A 23,306-nucleotide genomic window follows, 5' to 3' on the forward strand; every position below is an offset into this window, starting at 1 on the left:
ATGAAGAGCTGGTCCTCAAGACGCACCGGGCCCTCGGGGAACCGCAGGTCATGGGCGAGCAGGAAGTCACGGCGGAACATCTTGTGCGGGGTCAGGCTCTCCATGAGCGGCGCGTCCTCGACCGTGCAGCGCTCCACGGTGCGTTTGAAGACGTTGCTGGGGCCCGCCATGGTGCCCACGACCTTGCCCAGAACGATGTCCGAGCCGTTGCGGGAACCCAGTCGGTACAGGTGTTCCAGAGCCGCCGGCGTCAGCTCGTCGTCCTGGTCGACGAACTGGACGTACTCACCGCGGGCTTCCCGGACACCGACGTTGCGGGGCTTGCCGGGCCAGCCGGAGTTCTCCTGATGAATCACGCGAACGTGCGCGTGCTGCGCCGCCAGTTGATCGAGACGTTGCGCGGAGTCGTCGGTCGAACCGTCGTCGACGTAGATGACCTCGTACGCGTCCTCCCCCAGAGTCTGACGTAAGAGGGAGGGCGCACACATTTCGATGTAACGGCCCGCGTTGTAGACCGGCACCACGATGCTTACCTTGAGCATGAACGTTCCCCCCAACGCGGACCAGGCGGCTCGTTGTTCTTTGGGCGTTCCCCGAAGTCGCTTCCTTTTCAATACGGAGCCAAGGCCGCGTATCGGGTCGTGATCAATGAGTACCGCAGCTTCCGGGCGGGTGCCTGTTCCACTGGCCCGTCCGGGGTAAGGCTTCGGCGTAGCGGCCGGCCGGGGGCCGCCCACGGCCCGGCGCGCCTCAGGAGGGCCAGGAACAGCGGATCACTGCCACCTGTACGGTTCCGCCTCTCGCTGTTTTACTTGCGGAATGCGCTGGCGATACGGCAGTTCATGGTGTGTCGCCAACATCGTTTTCGGGTTGGTCCTCGTGGGTCTGGGCGCCTGGCGCATCGGGCCGGCGCACCACCGCGAGCACCAGCAACGGGTCGCGGCGGCGTGTATCGCCGAGCGTGGTGTCGAGCAGTGCCTGCCGGTGCGGACCGCCGCCATCACCAGAACAGTCAGGCTGAAGCAGACGTTCGGCGGGGTCATGCTGGACGTGTATCTCGACGGGGCTTCCAAGTCGGCGTTCGAGATCTCGCCGCACTGGAGCGAGCGGGACAGCTCGACAGTGGTCGTCGCCGACTTGCAGGGCGAGGTGTGGGCCTGGCAGGAGAGTGAGCACCATCGGTGGGAAGAACTGTACGAACCATGGCCGTGGTGGACACTCATCTATCTCTCAGTGATCCTGATCGGCGGCTGGTTCGTACTGAACTTCGCGAGCGAGCTGCTCATCGAGGGGCACAGCCGGTACAGAGAACTGGCCGAGAGGTTGGTCGCCCTGTATGGGGGAGTGAGCTTTGCGGGGACGGTGATCCTCGCCGGGTTCTCCTTCTCCTGGATCTTCGGGCTGGGCTCCATCGCCGTCGTGGCGCTGGCCGTCGGAGTCAACGGCGCGGACCTCTGGCACCATTGGCGAAGCGCCTGGCTCCGTGCCCGCCGCGTGCCGCGTTGACCGTACCCACACCCGCGTCCGTGCAGGACGGCAGCCACGTCAGCTTGGCGGCGTCACAGGCGCTCGAAGATCGTCCCAAGGACTCGGCCCGTGAAGCTGATCGGGCGCTCCAGCCCATTGAACCTTCGCGGTCGGAGCACTAGAAGCCCCGCAGCACCGCGGCCTTCGTCATCGCGAACTCCTCGTCCGTGAGCACCCCGTCGCGGTGCAGCTCACCCAACTCACGCAGTCTGCGCAGCAGTACGTCGTGATGGTCGGCCTGGGCGGCGGCCGCGGTGAGCCGGTGGCGGTGGGCGCCCGCGTCGCCGTACGCGAGGTCCCAGCGGGTGGACGGGTGCGGCAGCCGGGCGATGACCGCCGTCGCGACGAGAGCCGTGAGCAGGTCGCGGCGGGTGCTGCCCCACAGGTCGAGGGCGTACGGGTCCTTGTCCGGCGGCAGTTTCGAGAACGACGTCCCGCGGGTCACGAACCGCAGGAAACCGTCCTCGAAACCGGAGTTGGGCAGCCACTCGACCTGGACGACGTCACCCACATCGATGATCCGCGGTCCGGTCGCCCGCTTCACCCGGTCGGAGGTGTCGGACCAGTCGATACGGATCTGGGTGCCGTCGAAGGACACCGTGCCGTCGGAGGAGCGCACCGAGACCGGGACCGGCGGGCCGGACAGCAGATACGCCTTCGTCGGCTCGTTCGGGACCTCGTCGAGGAGGAGGGCGCGGCGGATCTCCTCGGCCACGTACTCGGCGACCCCGGCACGGTCGACGTCCACGGTCAGGCGGTACGGATCGGCCGGATCCGGCAGGCGGCCGCCGGTCGCGTGCAGCAGCGGATCCGCGCCCTCGCGCAGCCGCATCCGCAGCCGGCCGCGCTTGCGCTCCGGCTCGAACGCCACGCCCGCGATGGCCTCCAGGGGCACGGCGACCTCGCCGTACGTCTGCCGGAACAGCGGCACGGAACGGTGGAGTCCCGGTGTGATCCTGACCGTTGTGCCGTCGAAGACCCAGGTCCCGTCACGCTGGATGATCTCGGCCATGGGGAAATTCTCGCAGCCGGGTCAACACGGCGGGCCCCGCTTCACCCGCGCTGACCAGACCTGCCAAGCGGGGGCGGTGTGCTGTAGGGCACAATTCGCTGTCATCACGGGGGAGTTGTCCGGGGTTCTCCGTGGGGTGCGGGGCGCGAGGGTTTGCGGGTTGTGCGGTCGGTCGGCCATGGGGTCATCCGGGGCCGGAGAGCAAGCGTTGTGGGAAGGCAGGCGTCGGTCGTGGCGGTGCAGGAAGCGAGACAAGGCGCGACCGGGGGTGTGCCCGCGGGGGCGCACGAGGGCGGGTGCGCCTGTGGGGACTGTCCGCACGGGGCGCGGGCCGGGCATCGGCGGGCGGTGGCGGCATTCCTCCTGAAGCGCGACGAGTTCGCCGCCGGGCAGGGTCTGCCGGCGGCCGTGGCGCACTCCGCGTCGGCCTCCCGCCAGTGGGTCTCGGAGGAACTGACCCAGTCCGCGGAGGCCGTGGCCGAGCGGGGGCGGGCGGAGGGTGTCGTCTGGCTCGCGCGGCTGTGGCGTCGTACCGCGTACGCGGTGTGGGCCGCTGTCGTGGTGCTCCTCCTCGTCCAGGCGCTGACGGCCATCGGCGCGGGGTGGACCACGGCGCGTACGGCCGGGCTGGTGGCGGCGCTGGTGGTCGCGGGTTCGCTGACCGCGGCGTCCTGGTTCCACCGGTCCCGGGGCGGGGTGCTCGCACCGGTCATCGGTGAGGACAACCGGCTGTCCACCTCTCGGGCCGTCGCGGTCGCGTGGGTGCTGTTCGTCGCCTACGCGGTGCTCGTGCTGGTGGGCCGGCTGGCCGCGGCCTCCGACGCCCGTGAGCGGGACAGACTGATCTCCGGGCTCGAACTGGCCCGGGGCGCGGGGGTCGTCACCGTGCTGGCCGTGGTGTGCGGGATCGCCGTGCTGGTGCGGCGGGTGGTCGGGTTGCGGGTGCTCGGGCAGCGGCTGCAGAAGGTGCGGGCGGACCGGCCGCGCGCCGCCGACCTGCTGACCGACGACTCCGGGCGGGGCGCCTTCGCCGACATCCAGTACGTCGTGATCGGCGGGGTCGCCCTGCTGTTCGCGGCGGTACGGCTGGCCCGGCGGCCGGACCAGTTGCCGGACCTGCCATGGGGGCTGGCGGTGGTGGTGCTGGTGTCCGCGGCGACGTATGTCGCCGGGAAGTACGCGGAGGGCGGGCGGCCGGTGATCCTTTCCGTGGTGCGGTCGCGGGAGGCGGGTGACCTGGACGGGCCCGTCCGTACCGGGGACGACATCGAGATCCGGGGTGCGGGATTCGTGCCGCCGGGGGCGCAGGGGGCTGATCGGCTGTCCCGGATGGTGGTGCGGATCGGCCCGGTGAACGTGCATGTGCCGTTGGTGCCGGTGGCCGGGGGATTCAGCAACCCCACGGACGAGGTACTGACCGTGCCGGTGCCGGCCGATGTGGAGCCGGGCCGGGTCGAGGTGCAGGTGGTGACGGCGGCGGGCGTGGAGACCAATCGGTACGCGATCGATGTGACCGACTGAGGGGAGTCGTGTCGGCAGGGGCGTGGGAAAACCCGCCATCCATTGAGTGGCGCCGCCCCTTCGTGCGTATGGTCTGGTGAGGGTCTCGGCACGCTGGTGAGAGGCGGCTCGAAGCGATGACTCACAGTTTCCGTACGGACACGCACGCCCCCTACTACGACGATCAACGGTCCTGGCGGGACAGCATCGGCCAGTACGCCCTGCTGCCGTTGCGGCTCTTCCTCGGTGTCACGTTCATCTACGCCGGCCTGGACAAACTGACCGACAGTGCCTTCATGAAGGGCTCCGGCTCGGGTTCCGTCGGCGACATGATGCGCAGCGTCCGGGACTCCTCGGCCATCCCCGCACTGGTCGACCTGTCCCTGAAGAACCCCGTCGGTTTCGGCTACGCCATCGCCTTCGGTGAACTCGCCGTCGGTATCGGCACCCTGCTCGGCATCCTCGCCCGCCTCGCCGCACTCGGCGGTGCGCTGATCTCGCTCAGCCTGTGGCTGACCGTGAGCTGGGCCTCCGACCCCTACTACTACGGCAACGACCTCGCCTACCTGATGGCCTGGCTGCCTCTCGTCCTCGCCGGCGCCTCCGTGTTCTCCGTGGACGCAGCCTGGCAGGGCCGACGGCGGCGGCGATTGGGTGGTTATCGGTAGCTCCGGCCGGTGGAGCTGATCAGTGATCGGTGGTCAGTGGGTGACGGGCGGCTGGGGTGTCTGGTCGGCCTCCGGTGCGGTGGTCGTACGGCGGTTGTCGCGGCGGTTGGTGTGGTGGTTGCGCACGGCCCGGGTCAGCAGGCCCACCACGCCCGCGAGGCAGAGGCCGCCGACGACCATGGGGATCACCGCGAACCACGGGGTGTCCCACGCGCCGCCCGCGTCACCGGCGTAGGTGATGCCCGCGACGGTCAGGAAGAGGCCGGCGACCAGTTTTCCCGGCTGGAACTCATGACGCAGCACGGCTCACCTCCGCCTGGCCGATGCCCACCCGTAGGTCCATGTCGAGGGTGGCGGTGTTCTTCGCGCCCGAAACCGGTTTCAGGGTGATCTCCTTGCGCTTGCCCGGTGCCACGTCCACGTCCGCCTGGTCGTCGCCCGGCAACTGGATGTCGCCCACTCCCACGTCGATGACCGCTTTCACCGTCACGTCCGGCGGCACGATCACCACCAGTCGCCCGACTCCGACGTCGGCCTGGGTCGTCACCGTCCGGCCCTTGGTGAAATCGACGCGGGACAGGTCCAAGGTGCCTACTCCGGTGCCGAGTTCGTACTGCGCGCGGATGTTCTGTGTCGTTGCCGGTGTCCAGTTCGTGCGGACCCAGTGCGTGGTGATGTCCTTCGGCAGCACGGCCGAGGTGGCGAGCAGGCCCGCTGTGACGATCGCCAGGAAGACCGAGCCCGCTCCGGTGCGGCCCAGGAAGGAGCTGGTCGCCATGCCCAGGCCCAGGACGATCAGCGCGCAGGACAGGCCGGTCTGCAGGCTGGTGCCCAGCGCGTGGTCCTCCCAGGTCGCCCCGGTGCCGAGGCCACCCGCCAGCAGGGCGAGCAGGAAGACCCAGCCGCCGATCCAACGGGGACCGCGGGGCTTCGGCGGGCGGATCCGGGCCGCGTCGATGTCCTCGCGCCGGCTCCAGGAGACGCCCCGGCCGATGTTGACGGCCGCCGCGATGTCACGGTCGCGGGAGTCGCTCGGGCCCCACAGATAGCCCGTGCCACCGTCGTGGGTGCCGTCCTTGACTATGGGGTCGCGCCACCAGGACGGGTAACCGGCCGGCACCGGTGGGGCCTGGGCCTCCGGCGGGGCGTCGGCGACGGCCTGGGCGGCGAGCGGGTCGGGGTCCGGGGTGCCGCGGTTGCGCGACCAGTACCCCGCACCCGCGAGGAGCAGGGAGAGCACCACGGCGAAGGCCAGCACGCTGGTGTTGCTCAGCATGGTGAGGAACACCCCGCAGCCGACCAGGGCGAAGAGCACGCCGGTCAGGGCCTGACCGTCCACCCGGCCGGTGAGCAGCTTGCGCACCTCGTTCTCCTCCTCGTCCTCGTACGGGACGAAGAGCCAGGCGAAGCCGTAGAAGATGAGACCTATGCCGCCGGTCGCCGACAGCACGGCGAGCGTGATCCGGAAGATCACCGGGTCCATGTCGTACTGCCGGCCCAGTCCTGCGCACACGCCGGCGAGCAGCTTGTGCCGTCGGTCCCGCCGGAAGCGCGGGGGCGCCGGGGGCGCGTCCTCGACGGGGGCCGTGTCCTGGGGGGTGACGGTGGGCGGGGCCGGTGTGCCTCCTTCTCTTCGCGTGCCCGCCCGCCCGTGCGCGCCCGAAGCCCGGCCGGTGTCGGCGGCCGTGCCCGCGCCGGGACCGGTGCCCGGGTCCGGGCCTCCGCCGGATCCGGCGCCCGCGGCGTGCTGGTGATCTGTCATGTGTCCATGGTGACGGGCGCCGGGGCGGGGCGGGAGTCGGAACGACCCTGGCCGGACCCTGATATCGGCCCTGAGAGGGGGGAGGGAGGTGTTCGGAAGACGCGCCGTTCGAAGATCAGGGGAGTCTCGGGGGACAACCCTGATGCCCCCGCACTGCGGCCGTGTGACCATCGATGGCATGCCGGAAGCCGCAGCAGCGCCCCTCGTCGAACCGCGGCCGCCGCGCAAGCTCTACCGCAGCAGTGACGGACGCTGGCTGGGTGGTGTGGCGCGGGGGCTCGCCGGGCACCTCGGGCTGCCCGTGATCTGGGTGCGGCTCGTCTTCGTCGGCCTGTTCATGGCGGACGGGCTCGGCGCGTTGCTGTATGCCGCGTTCTGGTTCTTCGTGCCGCTCGGCATCGGCGGGGTCGGCGGCCAGAAGCCCCCGTCCCTGGTCACCACCGAGACCTCGCCGGACGGCCGCCGCAGACTGGTCGCCCGCCGCCCGGACAAGGGCCAGATCGTGGCCCTGCTGCTCATGGTCGTCGTGGCCATGGTCTTCGTCGGCAATGTCAAGGTGGGCAATGGCGCCAAGGCCTACCTCTGGCCGGCCGTTCTGGTCGGCGCGGGCGTCGCCCTCGTCTGGCGCCAGGCGGACAACGCCCGCCGGGCCCGTTGGATGGAGGTGGGCCGCCGCCGGCGCACCCTGACGCTGCTGCGTGCCGCGGGCGGAGTCCTCCTCGTCACCGCGGGCGTCTCCGGGGTCTTCGTCCTCCAGGGCTCCACCGCCCACCTCGGCTCCGTCCTCCAGGCGGCCCTCGCTGTCCTCGTCGGGATAACGCTCCTCGCGGGGCCGTATCTCGTCCGCATGACCCAGGACCTCTCCGAGGAGCGCCTGATGCGCATCCGTGCCCAGGAGCGCGCGGAGGTCGCGGCCCACGTCCACGACTCGGTGCTGCACACCCTGACCCTGATCCAGCGCAACGCGGAGAACGCGAGCGAGGTGCGCCGCCTGGCCCGCGCCCAGGAGCGCGACCTGCGCACCTGGCTCTACAAACCCGAGGGCACCGGCAAGGACGAGGCCGACGAACCCACGGATCTCGGCGACGCTGTGCGGCGCAACGCGGCCGAGGTCGAGGACAAGCACGGCGTCCCCATAGAGGTCGTGGTCGTCGGCGACTGCCCGCTCGACGAGAGAACCGGCGCACAGATGCAGGCCGCGCGTGAGGCGATGGTCAACGCCGCCAAGTACGGTGGCGAGGGTGGCGCCGTACAGGTCTACGCCGAAGTCGAGGGCAGGACGGTCTTCGTGTCCGTCCGGGACCGCGGCCCCGGCTTCGACCTCGACTCGATACCCGCCGACCGGATGGGTGTCAGAGAATCGATCATCGGCCGCATGGAGCGCCATGGCGGCACGGCCCGGCTGCGCGCGGTGCCGGGCGGCGGCACGGAGGTCGAGCTGGAGATGGAGAGGGCGGAGAAGACGTCATGAGCGACGAGGCGAATGGCACGACTGAGGTCACCGGGGGCGCGGCCGAGCGCCGGGTGCGCGTGGTCCTCGTCGACGACCACCGCATGTTCCGTACGGGCGTCCAGGCCGAGATCGGCCGGACCGAGGAGACCGGCGTCGAGGTCGTCGGGGAGGCCGCCGACGTCGACCAGGCCGTCACCGTCATCACCGCGACCCGGCCCGAGGTCGTTCTCCTCGACGTCCATCTCCCGGGCGGCGGAGGAGTCGAAGTGCTGCGCCGGTGCGCCCCGTTGATGGCCGACGCCGAGCAGCCCGTCCGCTTCCTCGCCCTGTCCGTCTCGGACGCGGCCGAGGACGTGATCGGAGTGATCCGGGGCGGTGCGCGCGGCTATGTGACGAAGACGATCACCGGCACGGACCTCGTCAACTCCGTCTTCCGCGTCCAGGAGGGCGACGCCGTCTTCTCGCCGCGCCTGGCCGGCTTCGTCCTGGACGCCTTCGCCTCCACCGACGCCCCGCCGGTCGACGAGGACCTCGACCGCCTCACCCAGCGCGAGCGGGAGGTGCTGAGGCTCATCGCGCGCGGCTACGCCTATAAGGAGATCGCCAAGCAGCTGTTCATCTCGGTGAAGACGGTCGAGTCCCATGTCTCCGCGGTCCTGCGCAAGCTCCAGCTCTCCAACCGCCACGAGCTGACCCGGTGGGCCACGGCGCGGCGGCTGGTCTGACGCTCACACCACGCGCGTGGCGCCCGCGAACGGCATCTGGTCGATGGGCGCCACCCGCACCGGTGCCGACGGGTTCGGAGCGTGGATCATCTGCCCGTTGCCGACGTACATGCCGACGTGGCTGATGCCCGAGTAGAAGAACACCAGGTCTCCGGGGAGGAGTTCGGAGCGGGAGACGCGCCGGCCGGCGTCGATCTGGGCGTAGGTCGTGCGGGGCAGGGAGATGCCCGCCGAGCGGTAGGCGGCCTGGATGAGCCCCGAGCAGTCGAAGGCGTCCGGTCCGGTGGCACCCCAGACATAGGGGCTGCCGAGCCTGGCGTAGGCGTAGGAAACGGCCGCTGCGGCGCGGGAGTTGGGGGCCGCCGTAGTGGCCGCGCCGGGGGACGCCAGTTCCTCGCGTGCCCCCGTGGTGGCCCGGGAGGCGCGATCCCCGTCGGCGCCGAGCACCGCCCGTTCCTCGGCCGGCAGCTGGGACATCAGGCGGCGGGCCGCCCCCAGTTTGCCGGTGATCGTCTTCTTGTGGCGCTTCAGCTCCGCCTGGCGCGACTTCAGCGAGGCCAGCTCGATGTGCGCGGCCCCGCGCAGCTGCTCGATCTCCCGCAGCTGCCGTCGTACGTTCGCCACGGAGGCGGCTTGGCGGTTACCGGCTCGTTCCGCGAACTCGGCGCTGTCCAGGTACCGGTCGGGGTCGTCGGTGAGCGCGAGCTGCATCGCGGGGTCGAGGCCGCCGCCGCGGTACTGCGCCGCGGCCATCGAACCCAGCGCGTCCCGCTCCTCGTTGAGCTGTTCCGTCCTGCGGGCCGCCTGGTCCCGCAGGCTGTCCAGCCGGGTCTCGGCCGCCTTGGCCTTCTCCTTCGCGCCGTTGTACTTCTCGGTGGCCGACTCGGCCTCCTGGTACAGCTGGTCCACCTTCGCCTGGACCTGCGCCGGTGTGAGCTGCGGCTCGGCGTGTCCGATCCCGTCGAAGCCCGTCGCGGTCGCCGCCCCCGCGAGGGCGATGGTCGCTGCCGTACGGACCGTATGGCCGCCGGCCGAGCGGCTGCGGGGCTTGCGGTGCGCTGCCACGTGGACTGCACGTCCTTTCCTGCGATCGCCCGCCCCGGGGCTCCGGGACGTACGAACGCCAGGGATGAGCGGCCGTACGACCCGCCCGGGGCGGTGTGCGCGTCCGGCGACGGCCCGCACAGGGGGAGCAGGCCGCCGCCGGACCTTCTCGGCGGTGGTGGCCGACTGCCGCCCCTGGCCCGGGCGGCGGTGGGGAGTCGGTCACCTGAGGGAGGACGTTAAACCTGAGCGTGTCCGGGAGGTAACGCGTTGTGCGGAACTGCCGCCAGGGGACCGCCGGGTGACCGAAGGTGACCGTGATGCCGGGGTGGCGCCGTCCACTTCGCGCGGTGCGCTGACCGAACCAGGGATTCCGGGGCGCACGGAAGGCGTGGAGTGCTAAGGGCCGCATATATGCGAGATCCGCTCACAGGGCCCGGTGCGCGTGCCCCTCGGGCCCCGGAATAGGCTCCGGCCTCATGGACGTACTCATCCATCTCTTCGTCGGCCTGCACATCATCGGCATCGCCGCGCTGCTCGGCGGCTTCCTCACCCAGATGAAGGCGATGGGCCAGGGCGCCGCCCGGTTCGTCCCCGCGATGCTGCACGGCGCCGCGACGATGCTGGTCACCGGGATGATCCTGGTCGGCCTCAACCAGGCCGACGACCAGCACGTCAACAACATCAAGATCGGCGTGAAGCTGGCCCTGCTGATCGTGATCCTCGGCCTCGTCTATGTGAAACGGGACGACGAGAAGGTGGGCAAGTGCCTGTTCGGCCTGGTCGGCGCGCTGACCATGGCCAACATCTTCATCGCGGTGCTGTGGACCTGACCGCGGTACGGGCGGAGCCGACCGCCCCGCCGCGACGGCCTCAGGCGGGGCGCACCACGCTGTGGATCCCCGACTCGCCGTCGTAGTAGATCGACTCCTCGCGGACGTACGCGCCCGGCTTGGGGGCGTGGATCATCATGCCGTTGCCGATGTAGAGGCCGACGTGGCTGATGTCGCCGTAGAAGAAGACCAGGTCACCGGGTTGGGCGTCGGCCAGGGAGACCGTGGTGCCGGCGCCGACCTGGTCGTAGGTGACGCGGGGGAGGTCGACGCCGGCGGCCTTCCAGGCGGCCTGGGTGAGCCCTGAGCAGTCGTAGGAGTCGGGGCCGGTGGCGCCCCAGACGTACGGCTTGCCGATCTGCGCGCGGGCGAAGGCGAGGGCCTTGGCGGCCCTGGTGGCGTACGAGGAGTCGGCCGCCGTCGACGTGTTCTCCTGCGGGCCGGTGGCCTTCTGCGCGGTCTCCTGGGCGGCCTTCTCCGCCGCCTGCTGCCGCGCCAGCTCCGCCGCCTTGCGGGCCGCCTCCTGCTGCTCGCGCTTCTCGATCGCCGCGAGACGCGCCTTCTCCTGGGCGGTCAGCTCCGACAGCAGCTCGCGCGCGTCGGCAAGCTTCTTCTGGACGGTCGCCTTGGCGGTCCGCAGGTTGCTCTGCGTGTCGGTGAGCGCTTGAAGGCTCTGGGAGGCCTCCTGGCGCTTCTTCATCGTCGCGGACTGTTCGGAGACGTAGTCGTCGACCGCGCCCTTCTGGCGACTCGTCAGGCGGCCCATCAGCTGCGTCTGGTCGAAGTAGTCCTGCGGGGTGTCGGCGAGCAGGAACGTCGCCGTGTCGGGCGCGGCGGCACCGGTGCGGTACTGGGCCGCGGCGAAGGAACCGAGTTCCTCCCGTGCCTCGTTGAGCTTCTGGGTGCGCTGGGCGACGTCGTCCAGGAGCGTCTCGACCTGCTTGCGCTGCTTGGCCGTCTTCTCCTTGGCCGCGTTGTAGGTGTCGGTCGCCGACTCGGCCTGGCGGTAGAGGTCGTCGACCTTCTTCTCGACCTCTTCGAGACTCGGCTTGTCATCGGCCGGCGCGGCGTTCGCCGACTGGGACAGCAGGGCCACGGAGGTGAGGGCGGCCGTAGCGAAGGCCGGGGTCCGTATGCCTGCTGCGCGCGTACCGACGGGACGCGACTTGCGGTGCGACGCCAAGGGAGGCGACTCCTTCCGTGCTCCGCCTACCGGGTTGGCGATGGGGGTCCCCCCAGGCCGTTCAGGCACTGGGGGAGGGTTCGGGCGGGAAGGGTTGCCCTACGGCGCTCCCGTGGGCGGGAGTCGGCCGATTCACCCCGGGTTCGGTGGGTCCCCGGCTTCGGGCGCGCGGCGGCGCCTGCGGACTCGGCGGAGGCCGTGCGGCCCGGCGACGTTCGCCGGAGGGGGTCGTACGGCCTGCCCGGAACGGTAGCCAACGGGTGTGGCCCATGTGAAGGTTGCTGGCCGATATGCCCGATACATTTTCGTGACCTTCGTCGCGGGCGTCGCTCCATGGCGGGGATTCGGGACGATCTGTCGTGGTGAGGGTGTGTTCGCCGTGTGTCCGCCGTCCTGGCGCTCTGGGCGCGGCACGTCGGTCCGGGCCCCGTCACGGACCGTGACGGCAGGGTGGATGTTCTCAGGGCGGCGGCGGGCTGTCAGTGGGGCACCCTAGACTCGGAGAGCGATGAGCAGCCTCTTTGACGACAGCTTCCTGGCGGACCTCCAGGCCCCTCGCGGGCATGCGGAGGAGCCCCCGCCGCCGCCCGAGGACGACCACGTGCCGGAACCCGTTCCGGACGACCTGTTCGGTGGGAAGTTCGACGTGCCCCCGGACCGGGACGCCTACTACCGCGACGGCGCCTCGCGCCCGGTGGTGGACCCGGCCGCGCTCCTGGAGGGGCTGAACGAGAACCAGCGCGCGGCCGTCGTGCACTCCGGCACCCCGCTGCTCATCGTGGCCGGCGCCGGTTCCGGAAAGACCCGGGTGCTCACCCACCGCATCGCCCACCTCCTCGGTGAGCGCAATGTCCACCCGGGTCAGATCCTCGCGATCACCTTCACCAACAAGGCCGCGGGCGAGATGAAGGAGCGCGTCGAGCAGCTCGTGGGCCCGCGCGCGAACGCGATGTGGGTGATGACCTTCCACAGCGCGTGCGTACGGATCCTGCGGAGGGAGTCGAAGAAGCTCGGGTTCACCTCGTCCTTCTCGATCTACGACGCCGCCGACTCCAAGCGGCTGATGGCTCTGGTCTGCCGCGATCTGGACCTCGACCCCAAGCGCTACCCCCCGAAGTCCTTCAGCGCCAAGATCAGCAACCTGAAGAACGAGCTGATCGACGAGGAGGACTTCGCCGCCCAGGCCACCGACGGCTTCGAGAAGACCCTCGCCCAGGCCTACGCCATGTACCAGTCGCGCCTCCGCGAGGCGAACGCCCTCGACTTCGACGACCTGATCATGACGACGGTCAACCTGCTCCGGGCGTTCCCCGACGTCTCCGAGCACTACCGCCGCCGCTTCCGGCATGTCCTCGTCGACGAGTACCAGGACACCAACCACGCGCAGTACGCGCTGGTCAGGGAGCTGGTCGGGACCTCCGAGCACCCGGTGGACGTGCCGCCGAGCGAGCACGACCTGCCGCCCGCCGAGCTCTGTGTCGTCGGTGACGCCGACCAGTCGATCTACGCCTTCCGCGGCGCGACCATCCGCAACATCCTCCAGTTCGAGGAGGACTACCCGGAGGCGACGACGATCCTCCTGGAGCAGAACTACCGCTCCACGCAGACGATCCTCACCGCCGCCAACGCCGTCATCGAGCGCAACGAGTCCCGCCGCCCCAAGAACCTGTGGACCAACGCGGGCGCGGGCGCGCGCATCACCGGCTATGTCGCCGACACCGAGCACGACGAGGCGCAGTTCGTCGCCGACGAGATAGACCGCCTCACGGACGCGGGTGACGCGAAGGCCGGCGATGTCGCCGTCTTCTACCGCACCAACGCGCAGTCCCGTGTCTTCGAAGAGGTCTTCATCCGCGTCGGCCTGCCGTACAAGGTCGTCGGCGGCGTCCGCTTCTACGAGCGCAAGGAGGTCCGGGACGTCCTGGCCTACCTGCGCGTCCTCGCCAACCCGGAGGACTCCGTGCCGCTGCGCCGGATTCTCAACGTCCCCAAGCGCGGCATCGGCGACCGGGCCGAGGCGATGATCGACGCCCTGTCCCAGCGCGAGAAGATCAGCTTCCCGCAGGCGCTCAAGCGCGTCGACGAGGCGTACGGCATGGCCGCGCGCTCCACCAACGCCGTGAAGCGGTTCAACGTGCTGATGGAGGAGCTCCGCACGATCGTCGAGTCCGGCGCGGGACCGGCGACCGTCCTGGAAGCCGTCCTCGAACGCACCGGCTATCTCGCCGAGTTGCAGGCCTCCACCGACCCGCAGGACGAGACCCGCATCGAGAACCTCCAGGAACTCGCCGCCGTGGCCCTGGAGTTCGAGCAGGAGTCCGGCGAGGGCGAGGAGACCGGCTCGCTCTCCAACTTCCTGGAGCGGGTCGCGCTCGTCGCCGACTCCGACCAGATCCCCGACGAGGACGAGGACGGCTCCGGCGTCATCACCCTGATGACCCTGCACACCGCCAAGGGCCTGGAGTTCCCGGTCGTCTTCCTCACCGGCATGGAGGACGGCGTCTTCCCGCACATGCGCGCCCTCGGGCAGACGAAGGAGCTGGAGGAGGAGCGGCGCCTGGCCTACGTCGGCATCACGCGTGCGCGTGAGCGGCTGTATCTGACCCGGTCCTCCCTGCGCAGCGCGTGGGGGCAGCCGTCGTACAACCCGCCCTCCCGCTTCCTGGAGGAGATCCCGGCGCAGCACGTGGACTGGAAGCGCACGGGGGCGGCCGGCGCTCCCGCGGGGCCGGTCTCGGGGGTCGCCGCCTCGCTGTCGTCGTCCCGTTCCCGCTCCTCGGCGTCGGGCGCGTCCGGCTTCGCGACGCGCAGGACCTCGGAGAAGCCGGTGGTGTCCCTGGCCGTCGGCGACCGTGTCACCCACGACCAGTTCGGTCTGGGCACGGTCGTCGGGGTGAAGGGCACGGGCGCGAACGCCGAGGCCACGGTCGACTTCGGAGAGGCCAAGCCGAAGCGGCTGCTGCTGCGGTACGCGCCGGTGGAGAAGCTGTAGCTCCGGAAAGGGCCGGAAGGCCGGAAGGGGGGCTGGACCCGAGGAATTACGTCGGGTCCAGTCCGTGGCTGCGCAGCCACGGCAGCGGGTCTATGGCCGAACCGGCCGCCGGGTGCACCTCGAAGTGCAGGTGGGGTCCGGTCGAGTTGCCGGAGTTGCCGGAGTAGGCGATCGGGTCGCCGGCCTTGACCGTCGTACCGGAGGCGACGCGGTAGCTGGAGAGGTGGCAGTACCACGTCTCGGTGCCGTCCTTCGCCGTCACGACCATCATGTTGCCGTACGCGCTGTTCCACTGTGTGCGGACGGTGCCGTCGGTCGCGGCCATCACCGTCGTGCCGTACGACACCGGGAAGTCGATGCCGGTGTGGACGGACATCCAGTTGACGCCGGACTGGCCGAAGTAGGCGCTCAGACCCCGCTGCGCGACCGGAAGCGCGAACTTCGGGCGCAGCCGCTCCTTGCGGGCCGCCTCCTCCGCCGCCTTCCTCTTCTCGGCCAACTGCTGAGTCTTGAGGTCGATGCGTTCCTGTGTGCGGCTGGCCCGGTCGGCGAAGTCGTCGGCACCGGCCCTGAGGCTCTCGAGCTGGGTGTCCAGCTTGTTGTTCGCGATGGCCGGCTTGACGGCGCTCGTGTCCGCGAGGGTCGTCGAGGTGTCCTTGTCGTCGCCGGTCAGTGTGCCGACCGAGGCGGCGGCGATCCCGGCGACCCCCATGACACACGCCGAGGGGACGGCGATCGTCAGCAGCGCGGAGCGCCTGGCGGGCATACGGCGGCGGGAGCGGCCCGCGTTGCGCGCGGCGACGCGGGAGCCGGGCGCGGGCGCCGCGGCTCGGGGGGCCTCTTCCTGGTCGTCCAGGAGCGGGGCGTCGGCGTCGAGGACGGCGGGCATCTCGCCGGTGTCGGTGGCGGCCGAGGTCTCTGTGGCGGCGTTCGACTCGCCGTCGTGCGAGGTGTGTTCGGCGTAGGCGTCGCCGTAAGGATTCGCCTCGCCGTACGCGTGGGTCTCGTCGTACCCGGCCTGCTCGAAGGTGGCCGTCGGCTGCGGGTCGGCCGCCGTGCCCTCGGAGTTCCACTGCGTGGCGTCGTACGCCCCGGTGTCGAAGGTCTGCGTGCCCCATTCCCAGTGCTGGGTCTGGTCGGCCTGGCTCGCGGACCCGTCGGGCTGGTGCCAGGAACTGGCGTCCCACTGTCCGCTGTGATCGACGCTGCCGGCCTGCGGCGGGATCGCGGCGAGCTGCTGCTGGTCGGCGCCCCACTGCGTGGCGTCGTACGCGCCGGTGTCGTAGGCGGCGTGGTGCTGGGCCGCGTACATGTCGTAGTTCAGGGTCTGGTGACCGCCGGTGTTCCACGTCGAGGAGTCGTACGAACCGGTGGTGTCCTCCGGCATGTTGCCGAAGAGCGGGTCGGTCTCGAAGGTGCCGGTGGCGTGGACGCCGGTCGTGCCCGGGGCGTCGAAACCAGTGGCGTCATAGCCGCCGTACGTGGTGAGGTCGCCGTACTGGGCCTCCTGGGTGCCGTACGACGAGTCGGCGTCGGAGGCCGGAGCCGGGGTGGTCATGGTCCCCGACGGGTGACGGTCGTTCACCAACTTCTCTTTCGCCTCGACAACAGGGGCTGCCAGAGCAGTGCGGTGACTGTACCCGGCGGTATGCGGGCGCGACAATCTTCAACTGGTTTTGGACGCGCAGGAAACGGGCATTCGGACGTGTTTCGGGGGACCGCGGGCGGGAGTTTGGCTCTGTGTTCGAAGAATGTTCGATGCTGGTCCGCGGTCAGGCGGCTGTCGGAGCGCTGTCGGAGGCCTGTGGGACGCGCTGTCGACGGTCTGGACGGGGAGCTGTCGGCGGCGTGGGTGAAGAGCGGTGGGCGGCTTGTGCCCGGTGGTCGATACGACCGTTACGCCACGGTCAGTCCGCCCGTGCGGCCCGCCGTCTCCTCCCCGGCTCGCGCGGTGTCGAGCACCTGCCGTATGCCGTTCGCGACGGCGGGGTGCACGGGCAGGGCGAGATGTCCGATCCCGCTCACCCGGACGTTCTCCACCATCAGGTCCTCGTGGTCGATGCAGGCGGTCTCCAGCGGATCCATCAGGTGGTCGAGGTCGCTCCAGAAGCTGACGAAGTGCGTACGGCAGCCCGGGGCCGGCTCAGTGAGCTCCTCGAGCAACTCCGAGCCGGGGCGCATCTGGCGCACGATGGGGTGCGCGTTCGCCAGTGGCACCACCCGGGTGCCGGAGTGCGGGGTGCCGAGCGTCACCAGCGTGCGGACCCGGGTGTCGCCGCCGAGACGCTGCACGTAGTACCGCGCGATCAGGCCGCCGAGGCTGTGTCCGACGACGTCGACCCGCTCGCTGCCCGTGCGCTCGCAGATCCCCTCTATGTGCCGGCCGAGGAGCTCCGCCGCGGCGCGGATGTCGCAGGTCAGCGGGGAGTAGTTGAGCGACTCGATCTGCTGCCTGCCGTGCTGGGCGAGGCTGCGGCGCAGGAGCACGAAGACCGAACGGTTGTCGATGAAGCCGTGCAGCAGGACGACCGGGGGCTTGGCCTCCGTCGGGAGCTGTGCGGCGCCGTCCTCCGGGAGCCGGGGCAGGGGGGAACGGCGCTCCTGGACGATGCCGGACGGATAGAGGAGGAGATGTCCCGCGAGGATCGCGATCTCGAGCGTGGTCGCCTTCAGGAGGGCCAGGGAGAGTCCCGCCAGCCTGCCGGGAAGCAGACGCTGGCAGAGCGGGAGAAAGGGCAGCAGCGCCTTGGTGACCTTCATGGCCGACCTCCTGTCGGCACACGGGAGGACAGCTCCGCCCCCCGTGTGCGCTCGTGGGGAGTCGCGGCGAAGGTTGCCCACGCCGACGTGGCGCGAAGGGGTCGCGGAGGGTGGGTACGGCGGTCGGCGCTCGGTTCCGGGGCCACCGGGCGGGCCGGCGGAGCTGACAGAACCGGTGGTGCGGGCGACGCCGACGATGCCGGTGCGTTTTCCGGTCGTATCGGTGGTGCCGGTGCTGCTGGTGGTGCGCCGGTGACGTGACGAGCCGCCCTGTCGGTGTGGCGACGAGGCTCCCCGCTGTCGTGCCTTACCTGTCCTACGTGCCCTTCGTGCCGTCGCCGGCGCGCCGCGCCCCCGTGGCGCGCGGCCTGCGGCGCGGCGGTGCGGCGACCTCGTTGCGGCTCCCGAACGTGTCCCACCATATGATTTCCCCCTCGGTGCCCACTGGAAACAGCATGGTGCGAGATGGCGGCGATAACGTTCGTTCACATTCCCGGTCTCTGCGGTACTAGTCGGTAGGAATGGACGCAGTCGCTTCATGGAGGCAGTGATGGGTGTGACAGCCGGTCCGATCCGCGTAGTGGTGGCCAAGCCGGGCCTCGACGGCCATGATCGCGGAGCCAAGGTGATCGCGAGGGCGCTGCGCGACGCGGGCATGGAGGTCATCTACACCGGCCTCCATCAGACTCCCGAGCAGATCGTCGACACCGCCATCCAGGAGGACGCCGACGCGATCGGTCTCTCCATCCTCTCCGGCGCCCACAACACGTTGTTCGCCGCGGTGATCGACCTGCTCAGGGAGCGGGATGCCGAGGACATCCTGGTGTTCGGCGGCGGGATCATCCCGGACGGGGACATCCCTGAGCTGAAGGAGAAGGGGGTCGCGGAGATCTTCACGCCAGGGGCGACGACCCAGTCGATCGTGGACTGGGTGCGGGCGAATGTGCGGCAGCCGACGGGGGCGTAGGCGGGCGCGGCCGGTTGGACGTGGGTTGCGGGCCGGTGGGGGCGGGTCGCGCAGTTCCCCGCGCCCCTGAGCGGGTGCCGTCACGCGTGCCCGGCCATACCCCGTCTGGGCGCGGGGGTGTGACGGCGGCGGCTCTGCGGCGGGGCGTGGCCGGCTGCGAGAATCTGCAGCCGCGACGAACCCCCCGCCGCGACGAACCTGCAGCCGGGACGAACCTGCAGCCCCGACGAACCCGCAGCCGGGACGAACCCGCAGCCGCGACAAACCTGCAGCCCCGACGAACCCCCCGCCGCGACCAACCCGCAGCCGCCCGGAGGGCAGGACGTGGCGGCCGGCACCGGTTACGACGAACTTGCACCGCCGGACGGCATGACCTGGCCCCGGCCCCCGTTGCCCGCCTGCGCACCTACGCGCCCCCCCAACTCCTCCGTCATCGCCGCCCGCAACCGCAAGGTCGTCACCAGCCGCTGGAATGCTTCCGCCCAGTAGCCCCCCGCCCCGGGACTCGCGTCCTCCCCCTCGTCCGGCACCGCCATCAGTCCCTCCAGGCGCCCCGCCTCGGCCGGATCGAGACACCGCTCCGCCAGCCCCATCACCCCGCTGAAACTCCACGGGTAACTCCCCGCGTCCCGAGCGATGTTGAGCGCGTCGACCACCGCTCGCCCGAGCGGCCCGGCCCACGGCACCCCGCACACTCCCAGCAGCTGAAACGCCTCGGACAACCCGTGCGTCGCGATGAACCCGGCGACCCACTCGGCCCGTTCGGTGGAGTCCAACGTCGCCAGCAGCTTGGCCCGCTCCGCCAGTGACACCGCCCCCGGCCCCCCGGCCTCCGGCGCCGCGGGGGCTCCGAGCAGCGCCCGCGCCCACCCGGCGTCCCGCTGCCGTACGGCGGCCCGGCACCACGCCGCGTGCAGTTCGTTCCGCCAGTCGTCCGCCACCGGCAGCGCCACGATCTCCTCGGGCGTCCGCCCACCGAGCCGCCCCGGCCACACCCCCAGCGGTGCCGCTTCCACCAACTGCCCGAACCACCACGACCGTTCCCCCCGCCCCGAGGGCGCCTTCGCCACGACGCCGTCGCGCTCCATGCCCGGGTCGCACTCGTGCGGCGCCTCGACGACGATCACCGGCGTGTCCTGGGTGTGGTCGACGGCCACGCACGCCCCGGCCCGGATTGCCATCCGCGCCGCCAGCGCCGAACCCGGCAGCGCGGACAGCAACTCCGCGGCCGTGGCCCGTACGTTGCGGCTCCGGTCGGCCAGCGCCTGCTCCAGGAACGGCTCGTCGTCCGGCCCCAGGCCCGTCCGCAGCGAGTCGAGGAACATCAGCCGGTCCTCGGCCCGCTCGGTCGCCCAGGTCGCCGCGAGCAGCTCGCGCGCGGCGGCGGGCTCCCGGGTTCGTATCGCCCCGAGAAGGGCCACCCGCTCGGCGAACAGGGCTTCCTCCCAGAGCCGTTGGATCCCGGTGGTGTCCTGCGGCGGTGGCAGCGCCGCACCGCCGCCGGGTGTCGCCCGCAGCGCGAATCGCCAGTCCGGGTTCAGCCGGGCGAGCCAGGTGGCCCGCGAACCCGCGAACGCCAGCGCAGCCGGCCGCAGGTCCGTACGCCCCCGGGCCGCGTCCAACAACGCGGGCAGCAGCTCCGCAGGCGCCGCGTAGCCGCGGGCGTTCGCCGCCGAGAGCCACTGCGGGAGCAGCTCCATCAGATCCGGTGCGGTACCCCTGCGACCGCCGCCGCCCGTGCCCGGCCGGTCGGCGAGCAGCATCGCGAGCCGACGGGCCGCCGCCGCGGGCAGCGGAGGGCGCGGATCCGTGGGCGCAGGCTGCGGCCGCTGTGCCGCGCGTGCGGGCCTGAGCCCGGCCCGCCGCCGTACGGTCTCCACGGCCGCCGCGTCCAGCAAGGCCACCGGCGCCTCGGGACCGGGCGGGATGCCGGGCGGTGTGCGGCGCGCGGTGCCGAGCAGGGCCGAGGTGACGAGCTCCTCCCAGGCATCCGACGCGGAGGGCTTGGCCGTCGCCGAGGTCCTGTCCATGCGGTTCCTTTCCGTCCGGTCGGCTGCTGGGTCGGTTCCGTTCAGCACAGTCGCACCGCCTCGCCCGCGCCCTCGGGCCACGCCGTCAGCGGGGTGAAGCCGCAGTGGCCGCATTCACCGAAGACCTTCACCGGGGCCCCGCCCGAGAGCGCGACCAGGCGCCACAGGCCCGGACGGGAACGGGCGGAGGCGGTGAGCGGCAGAGCCGAGTCGGCCTCGGCGTCGGCCAGTTGCCAGGAGTCCCCGTCCGGGGCCGGTATCACCCGGTCCAGGGTCACGGGGACGGAGTCGAGCCACGGGTCGTCCCGCAGCGCCGCGCCGTAGTGGGCGGCCGCCTGCTCGGTCGTCACTCCGGGTGGGCGGGTCGCCGAGGGTGCGGGCGGCGCGAACTGCTCGCCGAGCGCCGCCCGCAGCTGGCCGGTACCGGGGTAGGCGGACACCTCCGCCTCCAGCTCCAGCCCCACCGGCAGCGCCAGTTCGGGAGCGCGGCCGGCCGCGCCGTAGGAAAGGAGCAGGGCCGTGCGGCCCGAGTCCGTGCCGTGCAGCCAGATCCGGCGGGTCGTCAGACGGGCGTCCGCCGTGTCGTACTGGGCGAGCACCAGCCAGCGGTCCCGGATCCCGGGGCCGTCCGCCGAGGCGGGCAGGCCGATCCGGGAACGGACCGTCGACGCCAGACCGTCCGGCAGCCGCTCACGGCGCAGCCAGCCCTGGTCGAGAAGGTGGATGAGAGCGCACTCCTCCAGCAGCCGCACCGGCCACCCCGGACCGGACGACGGGATCGACCCCAACTCCCGCACCCGGCCGGCGAGTCCCGGCGCCTGGGCGTCGACCATGCGCGCGGCCGTCTCCTCCCACATGCCGTATCCCGCCTGCTCCGACCCCGCCAGACCACCCCGCAGCAGGTCCGCCAGCCGCTGCTCCAGCTCCGTCGCCCCCGCCGTGATCCGCACGGCCCGGCGCTCCGCCCTGCGCCGCGCCGCCTCCGGATCACCGGCCCTGGCGTCCGGACCGGCGGCGTCCGCCGTCCGCTTCTCCTGCGCCCGCTGCCTTCTCCCCGCTATCCACTGCTCCGCCCAGTCCGGCGCCCGGCCCGGCGGCACCGCTCCCTCCCCGCCCGCCCAGAGCAGCAGCAGCCCGAGCGCGTGTTTGCACGGGAATTTGCGGCTCGGGCAGCTGCACTTGTACGCCGGACCGGCGGCGTCCGCGATGTCGATGACCGTCTGATACGGCTTGCTGCCACTGCCTTTGCACAGCCCCCACACCGTCCCCTCGTCGGAACTCCCCGCCTCGGACCATGGCCCGGCCGCGCCGAGTTTGCTTCCCGCTTTGCGTGAGGCGGCGTCAGGAGCCAGTGCCAGCACCTGATCCGCCGTCCAGCGCACCCCCTGCTGAGTCATGTCATCGAAGGTAGATCCCCCCACTGACAATCGGCCCCGGGCCGACGGCCGCTCCGACCCCCGTGAGTGCGTTTCCGCAGGTCGGATCGCATTGTCAGTGGCGTGGTGCACGGTTGGTGACAGATCCGAACCGGCCGAGCTGGAGGGGGCCTCAGCCATGTCTGTGTCTGTTGAACCGACGAACGTGGAACCGAAGCAGGGATCACCGGCCGAGGCGTTGCGGCCGCATGCCGAGGATGCCTTCGCCGGTGAACTCGCCGCGCTGGCCGCGCAGGACGACCGCCCGCGCCCGGTCCGCTGGAAGCTGTCGCCGTGGGCGGTGGCGACGTACCTGCTCGGCGGCACCCTGCCGGACGGCACGGTGATCACTCCGAAGTACGTGGGTCCGCGGCGCCTGGTCGAGGTCGCCGTCACCACCCTCGCCACCGACCGCGCCCTGCTCCTGCTCGGCGTGCCCGGCACCGCCAAGACCTGGGTCTCCGAACATCTCGCCGCTGCGGTCAGCGGTGACTCGACCCTGCTCGTGCAGGGCACGGCGGGCACCCCGGAGGAGGCGATCCGCTACGGCTGGAACTACGCACAGCTGCTCGCCAACGGCCCGAGCCGTGCCGCGCTCGTGCCCAGTCCCGTGATGCGGGCCATGGCGGAGGGGATGACGGCCCGGGTCGAGGAGCTGACCCGTATCCCTGCCGACGTGCAGGACTCGCTGATCACGATCCTGTCGGAGAAGACGCTGCCGATACCGGAGCTGGGCTCGGAGGTGCAGGCGGTCCGCGGCTTCAACCTCATCGCCACGGCCAACGACCGCGACCGCGGGGTCAACGACCTCTCCAGCGCCCTGCGCCGCCGCTTCAACACCGTGGTGCTGCCGCTGCCGGAGAGCGTCGAGGCCGAGGTCGACATCGTCTCGCGCCGCGTCGACCAGATCGGCCGCTCCCTGGACCTGCCGGCCGCGCCGGACGGCATCGCCGAGATCCGCCGGGTCGTGACGGTCTTCCGCGAGCTGCGCGACGGGATGACGTCCGACGGCCGTACGAAGCTCAAGTCACCCAGCGGCACGCTGTCGACCGCCGAGGCCATCTCGGTCGTCACCAACGGCCTCGCCCTCGCCGCCCACTTCGGCGACGGCGTCCTGCGGGCCGGAGACGTCGCCGCGGGCATCCTCGGCGCCGTCGTCCGCGATCCGGCTGCCGACCGGGTCATCTGGCAGGAGTACCTGGAGGCGGTCGTCCGCGAGCGGGACGGCTGGAAGGACTTCTACCGGGCGTGCCGGGAGGTCAGTGCGTGAGCGATGGTCCGGGGTTCGTGCGGACGGGCACCGGGGTGGCGGAGACAGGGGACGGTCGTGACGGGCGGTCGTGACGGGTGTGGAGCGGGGCGGCGGCAACGGGACCGGGCGGGGCGGAGAGGACGACTCCGAGTGGCCATGGAGGGGAGGGGTTCGGTGTGACGG

General features: G+C 71.4%; 19 protein-coding genes. 9 read left to right on the forward strand and 10 right to left on the reverse strand.

Annotated features, from left to right (window positions below; translation table 11 throughout):
- Window positions 1-542, reverse strand: a 542-nt coding sequence (locus ACZ39I_RS11835; RefSeq protein WP_467244386.1) for a glycosyltransferase family 2 protein, incomplete at its 3' end; no start/stop codon positions are given.
- A 277-nt stretch (window positions 543-819) separates the two neighbouring features.
- Here ACZ39I_RS11835 and ACZ39I_RS11840 point away from each other — a divergent pair.
- Window positions 820-1,506, forward strand: a complete 687-nt coding sequence (locus ACZ39I_RS11840) for a hypothetical protein (protein WP_467244387.1) — start codon at window positions 820-822, stop codon at window positions 1,504-1,506.
- A 139-nt stretch (window positions 1,507-1,645) separates the two neighbouring features.
- Here the strand turns inward: ACZ39I_RS11840 and ACZ39I_RS11845 are convergent, their stop codons facing one another.
- On the reverse strand, window positions 1,646-2,539 hold the full coding sequence (locus ACZ39I_RS11845; protein WP_467244388.1) for a DUF4429 domain-containing protein: 894 nt from the start codon (window positions 2,537-2,539) through the stop codon (window positions 1,646-1,648).
- A 231-nt stretch (window positions 2,540-2,770) separates the two neighbouring features.
- On the opposite strand from ACZ39I_RS11845, the gene ACZ39I_RS11850 reads away from it, so the two are divergent.
- Together ACZ39I_RS11850 and ACZ39I_RS11855 are read left to right on the forward strand one after the other, a co-directional pair.
- Window positions 2,771-4,060: a hypothetical protein gene (locus ACZ39I_RS11850; protein WP_467244389.1), complete on the forward strand. Its 1,290-nt coding sequence runs from the start codon at window positions 2,771-2,773 to the stop codon at window positions 4,058-4,060.
- A gap of 116 nt (window positions 4,061-4,176) precedes the next feature.
- Complete coding sequence (locus ACZ39I_RS11855; RefSeq protein WP_352389160.1) at window positions 4,177-4,707, forward strand: DoxX family protein; 531 nt, start codon at window positions 4,177-4,179, stop codon at window positions 4,705-4,707.
- 33 nt (window positions 4,708-4,740) lie between these two features.
- Here ACZ39I_RS11855 and ACZ39I_RS11860 read toward each other — a convergent pair whose 3' ends face one another.
- Entirely contained in the window at window positions 4,741-5,010 is a 270-nt protein-coding gene (locus ACZ39I_RS11860; protein WP_467244390.1) for a hypothetical protein, read from the reverse strand.
- The gene (locus tag ACZ39I_RS11865) at window positions 4,997-6,469 is read right to left on the reverse strand and encodes a PspC domain-containing protein (RefSeq protein WP_467244391.1); all 1,473 of its coding nucleotides are present in this window, start codon (window positions 6,467-6,469) and stop codon (window positions 4,997-4,999) included. Before ACZ39I_RS11865 ends, ACZ39I_RS11860 begins: the two co-directional genes overlap by 14 nt.
- A gap of 142 nt (window positions 6,470-6,611) precedes the next feature.
- Between ACZ39I_RS11865 and ACZ39I_RS11870 the strand changes: the two genes are divergently transcribed.
- Window positions 6,612-7,940 (forward strand): ATP-binding protein, encoded by a 1,329-nt coding sequence (locus ACZ39I_RS11870; RefSeq protein WP_403655388.1) that lies wholly within the window; start codon window positions 6,612-6,614, stop codon window positions 7,938-7,940.
- Window positions 7,937-8,647, forward strand: a complete 711-nt coding sequence (locus ACZ39I_RS11875) for a response regulator transcription factor (RefSeq protein WP_352389156.1) — start codon at window positions 7,937-7,939, stop codon at window positions 8,645-8,647. The genes ACZ39I_RS11870 and ACZ39I_RS11875 overlap by 4 nt, the downstream gene beginning before the upstream one ends.
- A gap of 3 nt (window positions 8,648-8,650) precedes the next feature.
- Here ACZ39I_RS11875 and ACZ39I_RS11880 read toward each other — a convergent pair whose 3' ends face one another.
- A complete protein-coding gene (locus ACZ39I_RS11880; RefSeq protein WP_467244392.1) occupies window positions 8,651-9,712 on the reverse strand; it encodes a C40 family peptidase in 1,062 nt (353 codons plus the stop codon).
- Window positions 9,713-10,170: 458 nt separating this feature from the next.
- Here ACZ39I_RS11880 and ACZ39I_RS11885 point away from each other — a divergent pair, with 458 nt between their 5' ends.
- Complete coding sequence (locus tag ACZ39I_RS11885) at window positions 10,171-10,524, forward strand: hypothetical protein (RefSeq protein WP_467244393.1); 354 nt, start codon at window positions 10,171-10,173, stop codon at window positions 10,522-10,524.
- Window positions 10,525-10,564: 40 nt separating this feature from the next.
- Here the strand turns inward: ACZ39I_RS11885 and ACZ39I_RS11890 are convergent, their stop codons facing one another.
- Window positions 10,565-11,707: a C40 family peptidase gene (locus tag ACZ39I_RS11890; RefSeq protein WP_467244394.1), complete on the reverse strand. Its 1,143-nt coding sequence runs from the start codon at window positions 11,705-11,707 to the stop codon at window positions 10,565-10,567.
- A 508-nt stretch (window positions 11,708-12,215) separates the two neighbouring features.
- Between ACZ39I_RS11890 and pcrA the strand changes: the two genes are divergently transcribed.
- Complete coding sequence (pcrA, locus tag ACZ39I_RS11895; protein WP_467244395.1) at window positions 12,216-14,699, forward strand: DNA helicase PcrA; 2,484 nt, start codon at window positions 12,216-12,218, stop codon at window positions 14,697-14,699.
- Between the two features lie 46 nt (window positions 14,700-14,745).
- Here pcrA and ACZ39I_RS11900 read toward each other — a convergent pair whose 3' ends face one another.
- Window positions 14,746-16,257 carry a M23 family metallopeptidase gene (locus tag ACZ39I_RS11900; protein ID WP_467245091.1) on the reverse strand — a complete coding sequence of 504 codons (1,512 nt, stop codon included), beginning with the start codon at window positions 16,255-16,257 and terminating at the stop codon, window positions 14,746-14,748.
- A 338-nt stretch (window positions 16,258-16,595) separates the two neighbouring features.
- The gene (locus ACZ39I_RS11905; RefSeq protein ID WP_467244396.1) at window positions 16,596-17,459 is read right to left on the reverse strand and encodes a lipase family alpha/beta hydrolase; all 864 of its coding nucleotides are present in this window, start codon (window positions 17,457-17,459) and stop codon (window positions 16,596-16,598) included.
- Between the two features lie 550 nt (window positions 17,460-18,009).
- Between ACZ39I_RS11905 and ACZ39I_RS11910 the strand changes: the two genes are divergently transcribed.
- Complete coding sequence (locus ACZ39I_RS11910) at window positions 18,010-18,426, forward strand: cobalamin B12-binding domain-containing protein (protein WP_451473309.1); 417 nt, start codon at window positions 18,010-18,012, stop codon at window positions 18,424-18,426.
- A gap of 341 nt (window positions 18,427-18,767) precedes the next feature.
- Here the strand turns inward: ACZ39I_RS11910 and ACZ39I_RS11915 are convergent, their stop codons facing one another.
- Together ACZ39I_RS11915 and ACZ39I_RS11920 are read right to left on the reverse strand one after the other, a co-directional pair.
- A complete protein-coding gene (locus tag ACZ39I_RS11915) occupies window positions 18,768-20,456 on the reverse strand; it encodes a DUF5691 domain-containing protein (protein ID WP_467244397.1) in 1,689 nt (562 codons plus the stop codon).
- A gap of 41 nt (window positions 20,457-20,497) precedes the next feature.
- The gene (locus ACZ39I_RS11920) at window positions 20,498-21,853 is read right to left on the reverse strand and encodes an SWIM zinc finger family protein (protein ID WP_467244398.1); all 1,356 of its coding nucleotides are present in this window, start codon (window positions 21,851-21,853) and stop codon (window positions 20,498-20,500) included.
- Between the two features lie 157 nt (window positions 21,854-22,010).
- Here ACZ39I_RS11920 and ACZ39I_RS11925 point away from each other — a divergent pair, with 157 nt between their 5' ends.
- Entirely contained in the window at window positions 22,011-23,141 is a 1,131-nt protein-coding gene (locus tag ACZ39I_RS11925) for an ATP-binding protein (protein ID WP_467244399.1), read from the forward strand.
- Window positions 23,142-23,306: the final 165 nt, after the last annotated feature.

Source organism: Streptomyces sp. NPDC024687 (assembly GCF_055559055.1).